At 71.1% G+C, this 14,566-nt stretch carries 13 protein-coding genes, 1 tRNA gene and 1 riboswitch; of the genes, 10 read left to right on the forward strand and 4 right to left on the reverse strand.

Annotation, left to right across the window (positions count from 1 at the left end; genetic code table 11):
• Positions 1–90: 90 nt before the first annotated feature.
• The 5 genes from ACFU53_RS28335 to ACFU53_RS28355 all read left to right on the forward strand — a co-directional run bounded on the left by ACFU53_RS28335 (position 91) and on the right by ACFU53_RS28355 (position 4,315).
• Positions 91–615, forward strand: coding sequence for a hypothetical protein (locus tag ACFU53_RS28335; RefSeq protein WP_383998237.1), 525 nt, complete (start codon positions 91–93; stop codon positions 613–615).
• The gene (locus tag ACFU53_RS28340) at positions 612–770 is read left to right on the forward strand and encodes a hypothetical protein (protein WP_383998240.1); all 159 of its coding nucleotides are present in this window, start codon (positions 612–614) and stop codon (positions 768–770) included. Before ACFU53_RS28335 ends, ACFU53_RS28340 begins: the two co-directional genes overlap by 4 nt.
• An 83-nt stretch (positions 771–853) precedes the next feature.
• A complete protein-coding gene (locus ACFU53_RS28345) occupies positions 854–3,253 on the forward strand; it encodes a PQQ-binding-like beta-propeller repeat protein (RefSeq protein WP_383998243.1) in 2,400 nt (799 codons plus the stop codon).
• Positions 3,254–3,289: 36 nt separating this feature from the next.
• A complete protein-coding gene (locus tag ACFU53_RS28350; protein WP_383998245.1) occupies positions 3,290–3,502 on the forward strand; it encodes a hypothetical protein in 213 nt (70 codons plus the stop codon).
• 240 nt (positions 3,503–3,742) lie between these two features.
• Positions 3,743–4,315, forward strand: coding sequence for a class IV adenylate cyclase (locus ACFU53_RS28355; RefSeq protein WP_383998248.1), 573 nt, complete (start codon positions 3,743–3,745; stop codon positions 4,313–4,315).
• Between the two features lie 64 nt (positions 4,316–4,379).
• Here ACFU53_RS28355 and ACFU53_RS28360 read toward each other — a convergent pair.
• Both ACFU53_RS28360 and ACFU53_RS28365 read right to left on the reverse strand, forming a co-directional pair.
• Positions 4,380–4,453, reverse strand: a tRNA-Met gene (locus tag ACFU53_RS28360).
• 144 nt (positions 4,454–4,597) lie between these two features.
• The gene (locus ACFU53_RS28365; protein ID WP_383998251.1) at positions 4,598–5,755 is read right to left on the reverse strand and encodes a dihydrofolate reductase family protein; all 1,158 of its coding nucleotides are present in this window, start codon (positions 5,753–5,755) and stop codon (positions 4,598–4,600) included.
• Positions 5,756–5,929: 174 nt separating this feature from the next.
• Between ACFU53_RS28365 and ACFU53_RS28370 the strand changes: the two genes are divergently transcribed.
• The 5 genes from ACFU53_RS28370 to ACFU53_RS28390 all read left to right on the forward strand — a co-directional run bounded on the left by ACFU53_RS28370 (position 5,930) and on the right by ACFU53_RS28390 (position 11,967).
• On the forward strand, positions 5,930–6,460 hold the full coding sequence (locus tag ACFU53_RS28370) for a MarR family winged helix-turn-helix transcriptional regulator (RefSeq protein ID WP_383998254.1): 531 nt from the start codon (positions 5,930–5,932) through the stop codon (positions 6,458–6,460).
• 229 nt (positions 6,461–6,689) lie between these two features.
• A complete protein-coding gene (gene ribA, locus ACFU53_RS28375) occupies positions 6,690–7,340 on the forward strand; it encodes a GTP cyclohydrolase II (RefSeq protein WP_383998256.1) in 651 nt (216 codons plus the stop codon).
• Positions 7,341–7,913: 573 nt separating this feature from the next.
• Positions 7,914–9,044, forward strand: coding sequence for a PP2C family protein-serine/threonine phosphatase (locus tag ACFU53_RS28380; protein WP_383998259.1), 1,131 nt, complete (start codon positions 7,914–7,916; stop codon positions 9,042–9,044).
• A gap of 286 nt (positions 9,045–9,330) precedes the next feature.
• Positions 9,331–9,492, forward strand: a riboswitch (cyclic di-AMP (ydaO/yuaA leader).
• A gap of 10 nt (positions 9,493–9,502) precedes the next feature.
• Complete coding sequence (locus tag ACFU53_RS28385) at positions 9,503–10,564, forward strand: M23 family metallopeptidase (protein ID WP_383998262.1); 1,062 nt, start codon at positions 9,503–9,505, stop codon at positions 10,562–10,564.
• Positions 10,565–11,022: 458 nt separating this feature from the next.
• Positions 11,023–11,967, forward strand: a complete 945-nt coding sequence (locus tag ACFU53_RS28390; RefSeq protein WP_383998265.1) for an aldo/keto reductase — start codon at positions 11,023–11,025, stop codon at positions 11,965–11,967.
• A gap of 107 nt (positions 11,968–12,074) precedes the next feature.
• On the opposite strand, the gene ACFU53_RS28395 is transcribed toward ACFU53_RS28390, so the two are convergent.
• Together ACFU53_RS28395 and trmB are read right to left on the reverse strand one after the other, a co-directional pair.
• Positions 12,075–13,412, reverse strand: a complete 1,338-nt coding sequence (locus ACFU53_RS28395; RefSeq protein WP_383998268.1) for a PrsW family intramembrane metalloprotease — start codon at positions 13,410–13,412, stop codon at positions 12,075–12,077.
• 132 nt (positions 13,413–13,544) lie between these two features.
• On the reverse strand, positions 13,545–14,414 hold the full coding sequence (trmB, locus tag ACFU53_RS28400; protein ID WP_383998271.1) for a tRNA (guanosine(46)-N7)-methyltransferase TrmB: 870 nt from the start codon (positions 14,412–14,414) through the stop codon (positions 13,545–13,547).
• Positions 14,415–14,566: the final 152 nt, after the last annotated feature.

Below are 14,566 nucleotides of genomic sequence, written 5' to 3' on the forward strand. Positions count from 1 at the left end.
CCGGCCCTGGGGTGTCGCTCGGGGGCGGTGGGATTGCGCGGGCCGTCAGGCTACCTTGACGTCAAGGTAGCCTGACGAGACACTCGGCTCATGTCGACGACACCTGATGACCTCGACGGCCGGTTCACCTTGCTGACGGCGGTGGCGCGCTATGACGTGCTGCGGACGCGGGAGGCCCTCGCGGGGCCGGGTGACGAGGATGAGGATGAGGACGAGGGCGAGGGCGCGGGCGCGGGCGGGCCGGGCGATCCGGAGGGTGCGCCGTTGGCCCGTGGTGAGGCGCTGGAGTTGCTCGCGCTGGGTGAGGTGATCGCCCGTAAGGCTCTCTACGGGCGCCAGCTGTCCGTTCGCTCCGCTCGGCGGGTTGGGGCGTCGTGGTCCCAGATCGGCGCCGCCCTGGGCACCACCAAGCAGGCGGCCTGGGAGGCCCACAAGCGGTGGATCGACGAGCAGGCCGAGCGTGACGACGACCCAGGCCACTGGGGCTGGGACGAGGACGCCATCGCGGCGCCACACGCGCTCGCCGGTGAGCCCGGTGAGCCCGGTGGCCCCGGTGAGGGCGAGGGGCCGGAAGGGCGGGAAGGGCGGGAGGGGCGGGAGGGCAAGGGCGTATGAGCGTCGCGATCGAGCAGGCGGCGGCCGGATCCACGATCCGCCCCTTCCATCTCGACATCCCCCAGGTTGCCTGGACGACCTGGCCGTACGGCTCACGGAAGGGGCACGGGCTCGGGAACCTTCACGCCCCTGTGCCGCGTCCGACCGCACAGTGAGGTGCGGATTCCGTGTGCGGCGGACATCATGGACGCGAAGGCATCCGGGGGGTGGATCGCCCTCAGAAGGGGGCAGGGGGCCCATGGCGCAGGCGTTGGAGAGCAGCGACCCTCGGCAGGTGGGGCCGTACCGGATCGTGGGCCGCCTCGGCGCGGGTGGGATGGGGCGCGTCTACCTCGGCCTGTCGCCGGGCGGCCGTGCGGTCGCCGTCAAGACCATCCGACCCGAACTGACCTACGACCCCGAGTTCCGTCAGCGTTTCGCCCGGGAGGCGGCGGCCGCCCGGGCCGTCAGCGGAGCCTTCACGGCCGCGGTCGTCGACGCGGATCCGTACGGGGACCCGCCGTGGCTCGCCACCGTCCATGTCGCGGGCATCTCGCTCGACGACACCATCGCGCGCCACGGACCGCTGCCCGAGTCCTCGGTGCTCGCCCTGGGAGCCGGCCTGAGCGAGGCGCTCCAGGCCATTCACACCGCGGGCCTCGTCCACCGGGATCTGAAGCCCTCCAACGTGCTGCTGGCCCCGGACGGCCCCAAGGTGATCGACTTCGGGATCGCGATCACCGCAGGATCGAGTTCGCTGACCCGCAGCGGCGCCGTCATCGGTACCCCCGCGTTCATGTCGCCCGAGCAACTGACGGGTGGCCGGGCCGGTACGGCCGCCGATGTGTTCGCCCTCGGTGGGGTACTCGTCTTCGCCGCCACCGGCGAGGGTGCCTTCGGGTCCGGTCCGTCGCTCGGTGTCGGCTTCCGCGTGGTCCATGACGAGCCGAGCCTGTCCGCCGTCCCCGCAGGGCTGCGTGCCCTTCTCGGCCGTTGTCTCGACAAGGTTCCGGCCCGCCGGCCCACCGTCGCGGAACTGCTCGCCGAGTTCGCCGGCCGTATCCTCCCGGCGCCCGAAGCTGAGTACAGCACGGACACCGTGACCCTCGCTCTCCACGGCGGAGCCTGGCTGCCCGCATCCGTGGCCTCCTCGGTGCGGCGCGCCGGGGAGAGGGGCGGGACGCTGGTGCCGGAGGTGACGAACGCACCGGAGGTGTCGGGGGCGGCAGAGGTGCGGCAGCACGGTACGCGGACTGCGACAGCCGGGGGCGGGATGGACCCCCGAGTTCCCGCGGACCCCCGCCTTCCTGCGGACCCCCGCTATTCCGGTGTCGGCGCTCCCGCTTCCGGTCCCGTACCAGCGGGCGGTCCGCCCACCTGGATCGACGGGCGATCACCATCGCGGCCGGAGCAACCGGAGCAACCGGAGCAACCGGAGCAACCGGAGCAACCGGAGCAACCGGAGCAACCGGAGCAACCGGAGCAACCGGAGCCCTCGCAGCCGACGTCCAGGCCGGCCGACGAAGCGGACCGTGACGCCGGTGCGCCGACCCGCCGCCGGGTGCTGGCCGCGCTCGCCGGAGTGGGTGGCGTCGCCGCCGTGGGCGTGGGCACGTACCTGCTGGGGCGTGGTGAGGAGGACCCCGACGAGGGCTCGGGCGGCAACGACACCCTGAAGGACCCGGACGGCGTGCCGGCCCCGGGAAAGCTGAGATGGAGGCGCGGCACCGGAGGCCCGGTGGCGCCCGCGCTCCTCGCCGTGGGCGGGCTGGTGTACGCCGGCAGCAAGGACGGGAGCATGTACGCCCTGGACGCCGAGACCGGCAAGCCGCGCTGGCAGTTCGGCACGGGCAACGGCGTCTACACCTGTCCCGCCGTGGCCGGTGGTCTGGCCTACTTCGGCAGCGCGGACTATCACCTCTACGCCGTCGAGGTGAAGACCGGCGAGCAGCGCTGGCAGTTCAGCGCCGGTGGAGAGGTCAACTCCTCGCCGGTGGTCGCCGGGGGTGTGGTCTACGCGGGCAGTGACGACGCGCGGTTGTACGCCGTGGACGCCCGTTCCGGCGACCGGAAGTGGACGTTCGCCGCCGAGGGCCGGATCCGTTCCTCCCCGGTCGTCGCATGGAACAAGGTCTACGTCGGCAGCGAGGACTCCCGGCTCTACGCCGTCGACGTGGCTACCGGCGAACGCCGCTGGGCCTTCGAGACCGACGGCGACGTCAAGTCCTCACCGGCGGTCGCCGACCGCACCGTCTATGTGGGCAGCTACGACGGCAACCTGTACGCCGTCAACTGCGACACCGGCGAACTCCGCTGGACCTTCGCCACCCGGGGCGGAGTGGGCTCCTCGCCGGTCGTGTCCGGCGGAGTCGTCTACGTCGGCAGCGACGACGGCAACCTGTACGCCGTCGATGCCCTCACCGGGCAGCAGAAGTGGAAGTTCACCGTCGGTGCCGTCGTCTACTCCTCACCGGCCGTCCTCGGCGACGCCGTGTACGTCGGCAGCAAGAACGGCAGCCTCTACGCCGTACGAACGGACACCGGCAAGTCCCTGTGGACGTACCGCACCGGCGCGGACATCCGCTCCTCGCCCACGGCGACCGACGGCACGGTCTACGTCGGCAACGACAGCGGTACGGTTTTCGCGGTCAACCGCTGAACGACGCCGCCCAGGGGAGAACCGAAACTGGAGCGCGTGCGCACCGGGTTACGGGCCGTCGTCTGGGACGAAGGGCTGGGCGGCGCGCAGGAGACGGTCACGGGCGGGGGAGGGGAGGGTGGTGGGGGCGGCCCTTCCGGGTTGCTGGGGATACGGCGTCGGGTCGCGGCCTTGGACGGCGTGTTCACCGTGACCAGTCCCGTCGGGGGACCGACCATGGTCGCCGTGGAGCTGCCGTACGTGTGGTGAGGTGATGGGGGTCGACGGGCGGCGTGATGCGCCCTCTCCCCCTCCGCGCTCTCCCCTCCGCGCTCTCCCCTCCGCGCTCTCCCCTCCGCCCACTCGCCCTTCCGCCTCTCCCCATCCCATCCGTCTTTCCGCCAGTGCACACGCGACGGGATCTCCCCCGACAGGCGGTCGGAGGGGAAAGTAGGAGTAAGTGGGGAGCGGGGAGCGGGGGAGAGCGGTGGGTGAGGAGAGGAACGGGTCGTGATCGAGGCGGAGTTGAAGGCCCGGGTCCGCGCGCCGGAGGCGGTCGCGCGGGCGCTCGACGAGCGGGCCGAGGGGAGGTCCGAGACGTACCAGGACACGTATTACGACCTGCCGGACGGCAGCCTGGGCGCGCGGGACGAGGAGCTGCGGCTGCGGTTCCTGGTCGACCACGGCACGGGTGACCGGCGGACCCTGCTCACGTTCAAGGCGGCGGCGGTGGACGAGGCGTCCGGTTCGAAGCCCGAGTACGAGACGCGGGTCGGGGACTCGCAGATCGCGCACGCCATCCTGGAGCACCTCGGCTATGCGCCGGCGATCGTGTTCGAGAAACGCTGCCGCAGCCACGCCTTCGAGGCGTACGGGCGACGGATGCTCGCCACCCTCGTACGGGTCCCCGAGCTGGACGGCACGTTCCTGGAGATCGAGGCCCTGGTCCAGGAGGAAGCCGAGGTCACCGGGGCCCTCGACGACATCCGCGCGGTGCTCGGCGAGCTGGGCATCGCGCCGGAGGACCTCACGCGCGAGCTCTACACGGAGGCGGTGGCGGCTGCCCGCCGTACTCCGCCCTAGTCAATGAGGGCGCACAAACACCTGGGGCCGGAATCCTCATCGGATTCCGGCCCCAGGCCTTCAGTAGCGGGGACAGGATTTGAACCTGCGACCTCTGGGTTATGAGCCCAGCGAGCTACCGAGCTGCTCCACCCCGCGTCGTTGAAACCAGTGTACGCCATCTGCGGGACCCCACGCACACGGGTTTATGGCGACTGCCGATCACCGCGGTTTCACCCGGTCGCCCAAACGTTTGTTAGGTGCGCTGCCCAAACGTTTGGTAGGTCACGAGCCAAGTGCCGATCAGCCGACCAAATGGTTGTTAGGCACCTTCGCCCGCTCCTCGTACTCCGGCAGTACGACGACCTCGGCCCCCTCCGCCGAGAGCACCGCGTTGCCGACGGCGGCGTCCTCGACGAACGTGTCCGGCTCGCGCCAGGCCGTGACGACGCGGCGAACGCCCGCGTCGAGGACGAGCCGGGCGCAGGGCGCGGGGCGGGAGGCGCGGCGGGCGCACGGTTCCAGGCTGCTGTAGACCGTGGCGGAGGCGAGGCGCGGGTCGGTGGGATCGAGCTTGGCGAGGGCGGCCTCCTCGGCGTGGGCCACGGGGTCGCCGCTCTCGCGGGAGTGGCCGCGGGCCAGTTCCCTACCGTCCTCGGCGACCACGACCGCCCCCACGCTGAACGCGGTCCGCGAGGGTGGGCATTCGGCGGCCAGGTCGCAGGCCAGTGCCAGCCAGTGCCGGTCGGCGGGGGAGACGGCCGGTCCGGTGCCGGGGACGGTGGGGACGTACCGGATGAGGACGACGTCGCCGACCGGCCGGGTCTCCAGGAGCCGCAGCCGGCTCTTCGGCCCCCCGGGATACGCGCCCGTCCCGAACAGCCGCGGCGCCCCCGCCTCGCCCACGAACACCGGTGCGACCGCCAGCTGCACCTCGTCCGCGAGCCCCTGCTGGAGCAACTGGGTGTGCACGCGCCCGCCGCCCTCCACCATGAGGCGTCGGATGCCGCGTACGTCGCCGAGGTGGTCGAGGAGGGCGGGCCACGCCAGGTCGGGGCCGACGGATACGACGTCCACGCCGTTCGGCCCGGCCGGCAGGCCCAGCCCGCGCAGCCGCGCCGCGCCCCTGTCCGTCGTGTACACGACCTTCTCGCCGCCCGTGTGCCAGAACTGGGCCGCCGGGTCGAGATCTCCGGACGCGCTGACCGTGACCTTCAGTGGGTACTCCGGATCCCCGGCGGCGACGCGGGCCGCGCGGCGTTCGGGGGAGTTGACCAGCAGCCGGGGGTTGTCGGTGCGCAGGGTTCCGGCGCCGATCAGGATGGCGTCGCTCGCCGCGCGCACCTCGTCGACCCGGTCGAAGTCGGCCGGACCTGAGAGCAGCAGCCGCTCGGGCCCGGTGTCGTCCAGGAAGCCGTCGAGGGAGACGGCGGCGGACAACAGGACGTAGGGCTGGGGCATGGACGCGCTCCCTGGCGGTGACGGTGACGATGGAGGATGAGGCGGCGGTGACTACGGCGGTGGTGGATGAGGCGGCGGTGACTACGGCGGTGGTGGAGGAGGCCGCCGTCGTCGGCGGTGGGGCAGTCGGCGGTGGGCTTGGTTCAAGTTTTAAACAATAACTACACTGTACGTATGACGACCCGCTGGCTCACCCCCGAGGAACAGCGTGCCTGGCGTGCCTACGTGGCCGCGAGCTTGCTCCTGGAGGACGCGCTCGACCGGCAGCTTCAGCAGGAGGCCGGCCTGCCGCACCTCTACTACTCCGTGCTGTCCGCCCTCTCCGAGGCGCCGGATCGCCGGATGCGGATGACTGACCTCGCCAAGCACCTGAAGATCACGCGCAGTCGGCTGACGTACGCCGTGACCCGGCTGGAGAAGGACGGCGTGGTGCGGCGCGAGGACTGCCAGTGGGACAAGCGGGGCAGTGTCGCCGTGCTCACCGACGAGGGCATGGCCTTGCTGGAGCGTACGGCGCCGGGCCATGTCGAGACGGTCCGCAAGGCAGTCTTCGACCACCTCAGCCCCGAGCAGATCGGCCAGTTCGAGGAGATCTGCGCGGCCATCGCGACGGCGATCCAGGGCGGGGACCCGCGGGCGACGGCCGGCTCCGACGACCTGCCGTGGCGCCGCCGTGCGTGCTCGTCGAGTCAGCCGGGTCAGTAGCGGGCTCTCCGTAATCCATCGGCGGCCCTCCGGCAGCTCCCCGATGGCCATCAGGCGGCAGCCTTCCGCACGGTTCCCGTGTCCGCGGGAATGTGACGCATGTCCGCGGGAATGTGACGCATCCCCAATCATGTTGCTTGAAATTTGAAGCACGGGTTAGAGTCGCTGCGAGCGCTGTGCTTCAGTTTTGAAGCACAGCGACACCCCGTACCAGGACCGGAGAACCCGCATGCCCGACTTTCCCGCTGCCACCCCGCGTGCCCGCGTCCGGGTACCGCTGCGTTTCCACGACGGCTACGACGTCGACGCCGAACTGGTCACCTTCCACGGCCTCGTCGACGGCCAGGAGCACGTGGCGATCGTCCTCGGCGACCCCGCTCCCGGAACGGCTCCCCTGGTCCGGCTGCACTCCGAGTGCCTGACCGGCGACGTGTTCGGCTCGGCCCGCTGCGACTGCGGTCCGCAGCTGCGCGAGGCGGTGGAGCGGATCGCCGACCGCGGTGGTGTCCTCCTCTACCTCCGTCAGGAGGGCCGGGGCATCGGCCTCTACAACAAGCTCGACGCGTACGCCCTCCAGGACCAGGGCCTCGACACGTACGAGGCGAACGCGGCGCTCGGACTGCCGGAGGACGCCCGCGACTACACGGCGGCGGCCCAGATGCTGGGTGCCCTCGGCATCGACGAGCTGGACCTGCTCTCCAACAACCCCGACAAGGCGCAGCAGCTCCGCGACCTCGGCGTCGGCGTCCGCCACCGCGTCCCCACGGGCGTCTTCACCACCGCCCACAACGTCCGCTACCTCCGCGCGAAGGTCCTCCAGACCCAGCACACGCTTCCCTTGCCGGAGCTGACCGGACTGACGGGACTGACTGCGGGCTGAGCCCTGGTGGGAACGGAACCGAGGGGAACGAAGGCGAGGGGCAAGGGAGACGGGGAGACGAGGCAGGAACGGGACGGACAGTGGCCGGGAGCCGCGGGCAGGCGAGAGCCGACGGCCGGCCTCACCGGCCCCGGTAACCACAACCGGCCCCGCGACACTCCGGCCGCCACCCGCCACCCGCCACCTGCCACCTGCCACCCGCCACCCGTCGGCCGCCACCCGCCACCTGCCACCTGCCACCCGTCGGCAGCCGGCCGCCACCCGCCGGCAGCGGCGCACCCGCCCACCGACCGGAGCAACTCCGCCGCGTGACCCGCCCGTCGGCCGGAACGGTTTCCGGCCCGGCCCTCATCAGCCCACCGGCCGCACCGGCTCTCCGCCCCTCCATCAGCACACCCGGCTCTCCGCCCTGCACTCGCCCGTCGGCCGGACCAGTTCTCTCTCCCCCTCAGCCGCCCACCGGGCCGGACCGGCCCTTCACCGCCCCCGCCCCCGCCCCCGCTCCCACCCCGTCAATAGCCCACTCGGCCCCGCCGAGTAGCCCCGTGCTCCACCCCCGGAAACCCTGTATCCGTGGGGCAGCGAGAGGGGGTGGAGGGTGTGAGAGAGCCGGGTGGGCGGCGGTTCTCGTACGCCCGTACGCTCGCCCGCGTCATTCCCGTCCTCCTGATCGCCACGGGCCTCTTCTACGACCACTTCACCCCGCGCGAGTTCACGGCGGTCCCCTTCTTCACCGCGGCGCCCCTTGTGGCGGCCCCGCTCTTCTCACTGCACGGCACGGTGATCACCGGCGTCGCCTCGGTCGCCGGCATCACCGCCGTACGCCTCCACTACGGCGACACAAGCCACGTGGACGCGATCACCGAGATCGCCACGGTGGCCACCGTGGCCGTACTTGCCGTACTGATCAACCGCCTCGTCCGCCGCAGTGACGCCCGGCTCGCCACCGCCCGCGAGATCGCCGAGGCGGCGCAGCGGGCCGTACTGCCGGTGCCGCAGGAGCGGATCGGCGGGCTGGAGATCGCCGCGCGGTACGAGGCGGCGCAGGCGGAGGCGTCGATCGGGGGCGATCTGTACGCGGTGCAGGACTCGCCCCACGGCGTACGGCTGATCGTGGGCGATGTGCGCGGCAAGGGGCTGGGGGCGGTGTCGGCGGTGGCGGTGTTGATCGGCGCGTTCCGGGAGGCGGCCGAGCAGGAGTCGACGCTCGAAGCGGTCGCCCAGCGGCTGGAACGGGCGCTGGCGCGGGAGGCGACGCGGCGGGAGACCGCGCGACGGGACGCGGCCGTGGAGCACGAGGGGTTCGTCACGGCCGTCCTGGCGGAGTTCCCGCACGGCGCCGGCCGCGCCCGGATCGTCAACCGAGGCCACCCGTCACCCCTGCTGCTGTACGCCGACGGCACCCTGTGCACCCTGGGCGCCCCGCAGCCCGCGCTCCCGCTCGGCATGGAAGACCTGGGCACCTGGCCCGACCGCGCGGAAGAGACCGGATTCCCGCCCGGCGCCACGCTGCTCTTCTACACCGACGGCCTCTCCGAGGCGCGGGACGCGCGCGGCGTCTTCTACGACCCGGCCGAGCGCCTGTCCGGCCGTATCTTCTCCGCCCCGCGCGCCCTGTTGACGACCCTCGCGGAAGAGGTACGCCGACACACGGGCGACCGTACGACGGACGACATGGCCCTCCTGGCGGTCCGCCGCCCCTGACGCCCATGTGTTTCGTGTGGCTGCCCGCACGTCTCTCTCACATCTCTCACGATCGATATCACCGAGCGTGTCCGTTCGACCGTCCTCCGTATAACAACTGACGTACCGTCAGGATATTTGTTACTCCTGAGGAAAGGTCAACTCGCCCGTCTTCCGCCGCTCATGACCCGTAAAGTCCAGCGCGAAAGCCGGAACGATCATTCGGAACAGCTTGGAATGGAGTACTCGCGTCTATTAACGTTCGATAACGCAGCGCGGTCGTCCCAGCCGTCACAAGAGACGGCTCCGTGCTCACGCGCCGAATCCCGCAAGGGAACCGGGGAACCACCACCCTGGGGTGAATCGCACGGAAACCGTCGTGGCAGTACGCACGACCGGTTTACGCGCGTAGGAGACCTTCCTGCTCCGAACCCGTCAGCTAACCCGGTAGGCGAGAAGGAAGGAAGGAGCACGCCCACGTGGCGTCGAACCGGTCCGCGACCGAAGCCCCGTTCGTACCGAGCCAACGCGACGGCGAGAGCCAGACGTTCGGCTACGGCAGCTACAACAGCGACAACGAGGGCCCCTGGCAGGAGTGGAATCCCAGCGAGGAGACCACTCGCCCCGTTCGCGGCCGGCACCGCGTCGCCAAGCCGCGCGGTGGACTCGCCCGTGGCGGACTGGCCCGCAGCTCCACGGTTCTCGGCGTCGGTGTCATAGCCGCCGTCGGCGGCGCCGGTATGGCCAGCGCGCAGTCCGGCAAGGCCCCGGTGTCCATATCGATGCCCGACATGCCGAACGTCGGCTCGGTCTTCGAGGACGAGGCCGAGGAGCCGGAGCCGGAGGCCTCCAGGTCCCCGCTCAGCAGCGCCGGCCTGAGCGCCGCCGACACCGAGCAGGGCACGGCGGACGCCGGCGAGGCGCTGCGCGCCCGCATCATGGCGCAGGCCGAGTCCCAGCAGGACGCCTTCGACAAGGCCGCCGCCGAGGCCGCCCAGACCGCCGCCGCGGACAAGGCCGCCGAGCAGGCCGCCAAGGAGAAGAGGGAAGCCGAGGCCAAGGAGGCCGCCGCCAAGAAGAAGGCGGCCGAGGAAGCCGAGCAGAAGAAGGAAGCCGAGCGCCTCGCGGCCCTCGCCAAGCAGTTCACGCTTCCGACCTCCTCGTACACCCTCACCTCCACCTTCGGCCAGGCCGGCCCCTACTGGTCCTCCGGCTACCACACCGGCCTCGACTTCGCCGCCCCCACCGGAACCCTCATCAAGGCTGTCCACAGCGGCACCATCACGCAGGCCGGCTACGAGGGTTCCTACGGCTACAAGACCGTCCTCACCCTCGATGACGGCACCGAGATCTGGTACGCCCACCAGTCCTCCATCGGCGTCAGCGTCGGCCAGAAGGTCGCCACCGGCGATGTCATCGGCCGTGTGGGCGCCACGGGTAACGTCACCGGCGCCCACCTCCACATGGAGGTCCATTCCGGCGGCTCCGCCAGCGGCATCGACCCGGCGGCGTGGCTGCGCAGCAAGGGCCTGAACCCGTAGAGCCGGTGAGAGCCGGTGTGAGAGCCGCTTAGAACCAGCAACTCCCGCAGGGCAGGGCCGTTGGGCCCGCAGACCCCGGCATGACGAACGCCGCGTAAGTCCGTGAGGATCGCGCGGCGTTCGTCGTGCCGGGGCAGGGCAGGGCCGGGCAGGTTCGGAGGACGGGTCAGGTCGGGCGGCGGGCCAGGGCGGGCGGACCGTTGGACGGGCGGGCCGTCGAGAGGGAGGCCGCACGAGCCGTTGGCCGAGTGGCACGCACCGTTGGCCGGGACTACGCGCTGTTGGCTGGGCCGAGCGCGCCGCTGCCGAGAACCGCACGCGCCCTCCTCCCTCCCCCCTCCCCCTCCCGTGGTCCCTCTCCCTCCCCTCCTCCCCCTCCCTCTCCCCGCCCAGTGGCTTCACGCACTGTTCACGCTGGGGCGGAATGCGGGCGTCCGCCTCGCCGGTTGACGTTGGACATGACTTCTCTTCGAAAGCTGGGCACGTCCGACATCGAGGTCTTCCCGCTCTCCCTCGGCGGCAATGTCTTCGGCTGGACCGCAGACGAGGCACAGTCCTTCGCGGTCCTCGACGCCTACGCGGCCGCCGGCGGCAACTTCGTCGACACGGCCGACTCCTATTCGGCGTGGGTCGAGGGCAACAAGGGCGGTGAGTCCGAGGAGACCATCGGCAAGTGGGTCAAGTCGCGCGGCAACCGGGCCGACGTGGTCATCGCGACCAAGGTGAGCCAGCACCCCGAGTACCAGGGCCTGACGGCGGCCAACATCAAGGCCGCGGCCGACGCCTCCCTCGCCCGCCTCGACACGGACTACATCGACCTCTACTACACCCACTTCGACAAGCCCGAAGTGCCCGTCGAGGAGATCATCACCGCCCTCGACGACCTGGTGAAGGCCGGCAAGGTCCGCGCGCTAGCCGCGTCCAACATCACCTCCGAGCGCCTGAAGGCCTCACTGGACTTCTCGGCCGCCGAAGGACTGGCCCGCTATGTGGCGATCCAGCCCCACTACAACCTGGTCTCCCGGGACACCTACGAGGGCTCCCTCCAGGCAGTCGCCGCCGATTACGGCCTCTCCGCCGTCCCGTACTTCGCCCTCGCCAAGGGCTTCCTCACGGGCAAGTACCGCCCCGGCACGACGGTCGACAGCCCCCGGGCCGCAGGTGCAGGGGCCTACCTCGAAACCCCGGCCGGCCCCCGTGTCCTCACCGCGCTCGACGAAATCGCCGAGTCCCGCGGCGCCGCGCACGCCACTGTCGCCCTCGCCTGGCTCGCCGCGCAGCCGACCGTCGCCGCGCCGATCGCCTCCGCGCGCACCCTGGACCAACTCCCCGCCCTCCTCGCCCTCGCCGACCTCACCCTCACCCCCGAGGAGCTGAACCGCTTGACCGAGGCCTCTGCGTAGGCCCCTACCCCGAGCCCGGCACCGTACGCTGGGGCCGGGCGGAGGTGGGTCACGCTCACCGGCGCTTGCCGGGTGGGGCTGAGCGGGGTCCAACAGCACGCGAACCGCTAGTACCGATACGGGTTGTACGAGGGATACGGCGCCATCCCGTGAACCACCGGCTGCGGGTAGGCCGACCCGTACCCATACCCGTACCCGCCGTACTCGTACCCGTACCCGTACTTCGGCCCAACCTCCCGCCCCGCATACCCCATGGCCGGCCGAGCCGACTCCCGCCGCCGCCACAGCTCGAACAACAGCTCCCGCTCCCGCAGCGCGAAGTCACCTCCGGCCCGCCCCCGCCGCCCCCGATGGCGCAGGAACGCCAACTGCGTCGCGTACGCCTCGTACTCCGCGACGGACCGAGCCCCCGCCTTCCCGAGGTGATGCGCCGCATACTCCCGCGCCACCCGCCGAGCCCGCATCGAGCCCAGCACATACGGCTCAGCCGGCGTCAACCATCCCGCGGCCGCATACGCCGGCAACTCCTCCCGCACGGTCCGCAACTCCCGCTGCCGAGCCCAGATCACCAACCACGTCAGCAACCCGAACGCCGGCACCATGAACGCCGCGTACACCGCGAAGAACCCGTACTCCCCGAACGTTGCCGACCCGTTCCAGACCGCGTGCATCCCCATGGCGAGCAACAGCCCACCCACCGGCACGACGACCCGCCGCCCCCGCTGCCACTCCGCGGAGAACGCCGCGATCCCGAACCCGATCCCCGTCAGCACGGTGAACAGCGGATGCGCGAACGGCGACATGATCACCCGCACGAAGAACGTGGCCGCGGTGACCGACGCCAGCCCACTCCCCCCACTGAGCTGATCCGTCCCGAAAGCGGTCCCCAGATACAGAATGTTCTCGGTGAACGCGAACCCGGTCGCGGTGAAACCCGCGATCACCACCCCGTCCACGATCCCGGTGAAGTCCCGCCTCCTGAACAGAAAGACGAGTAAGACCGCCGCGGCCTTGGCGGTCTCCTCCACCACCGGCGCTATGACGGTGGCGCCCAGGGTGTCGGCATGCGAGGGGTCCGCGGTGGCCGTAGCTATCCACCGAGTCGCAAAACTGTTCGCCACGATGGCTATCAGCGCCGCCGCACACGCCCCCCAGGCGAACGCGAACACCAGGTTCCTCCAGGGCCCGGGCTCCACCCGGTCCAGCCACCGGAACGCGGCCATGAGCAACGGCACGGGCAGCACCGCGAGCCCCAGCCCGACGAGAAACCCCTCCGTGCCGGTCTGTTCACGGACGAGCGCGAGGATGACGAGCCCGGAGACCCCGAGCAGCCCTATCAGCGCCCCGTACTTGACGCTCTTCCGCTGCCACCAGCGCGTGGGCCTGAACACATACCCACCGGCGGGGCCGCTGGGGTGCGTCGGGTAGGGGGGACTGGTGGCCATTGCATTGACCCTAACGAGGGATGGGCGCCGCCCGCGACGGCGCGTGGTACGGCCCGCCGGACTGCACCCGCCGATCCGGCAAGCCGGAGTCTGCCCGCCGAACCGCGCCCGCCGGACTGTGAACGACGGCCTTCAGACGCCTGTGGGGGGTTGTTCGGATTCCTGCATCTGCATCTGCATCTGCATCTGTTCCTGCTCCTGCTCACGCTGCTGTACGCGGCGAAAGAGCAGATCGTTCACCACATGACCCTTGTCCAGTCCCTGCCCCTCGAAACGGGTCAGCGGCCGGAAGTCCGGACGTGGCGCGAACCCGCCGTCGGCCCGGGTGTTCTCGAACTCCGGATGCGCGGTCAGCACGTCCAGCATCTGCTCGGCGTACGGCTCCCAGTCCGTCGCACAGTGCACGATCGCCTCCGGTCTGAGCCGTGACGCGACGAGCGTGAGGAATTCCGGTTGGATCAGCCGCCGCTTGTGGTGCCGCTTCTTCGGCCAAGGGTCGGGGAAGTACACGCGCAGCCCGTCCAACGAGTCGGGCGTGAGCATCTCCCGCAGCAGAATGATCGCGTCCCCGTTCGCGACCCGCACATTGGACAGACCGTCCCGGTCGGCGAGATTCAGCAGGTTCCCCTGGCCCGGCGTGTGCACATCCACGGCGAGCACATTGGTGTCCGGATCGGCGGCGGCCATCCGCGCGGTCGCCTCTCCCATCCCGAACCCGATCTCCAGCACGACGGGCTTCTCGTCCCCGAACAGCTCGACGAGATCCAGCGCCCGCCCATCGATATCGAGGCCCCACTTGGGCCACAACCGCTGCAAGGCGTCCGCCTGCCCGGCCGTCACCCGACTCCGCCGAGGCTGAAAACTCCTGATCCGCCGCTCGAAATGCGAACCGGCGGGATCCGCCTTCGGCCCATCGGGAAATCGCGGCTCACCCTTGGCCCGGGCATGCCGAGGGGAGGCACCGGAGGTGCGGGGCTCAGGGGTATTGGCAGAGTCAGACACAGTGCCCCGATTTTACGACTCCCCCAAGCCCCCGCAGCCTGCCCCAGGGTCTCAACCGCCGCGCGACCCCCGCCCCAGCCGCAGCCTGCCCGGCGTCACCACGCGCAGCTGCGGGCAGTCGTGCCGTCAGGGGCGATGGGGGTCCCTCCCGC

The organism is Streptomyces sp. NPDC057474 (assembly GCF_042802555.1).
Lineage (GTDB): Bacteria > Actinomycetota > Actinomycetes > Streptomycetales > Streptomycetaceae > Streptomyces.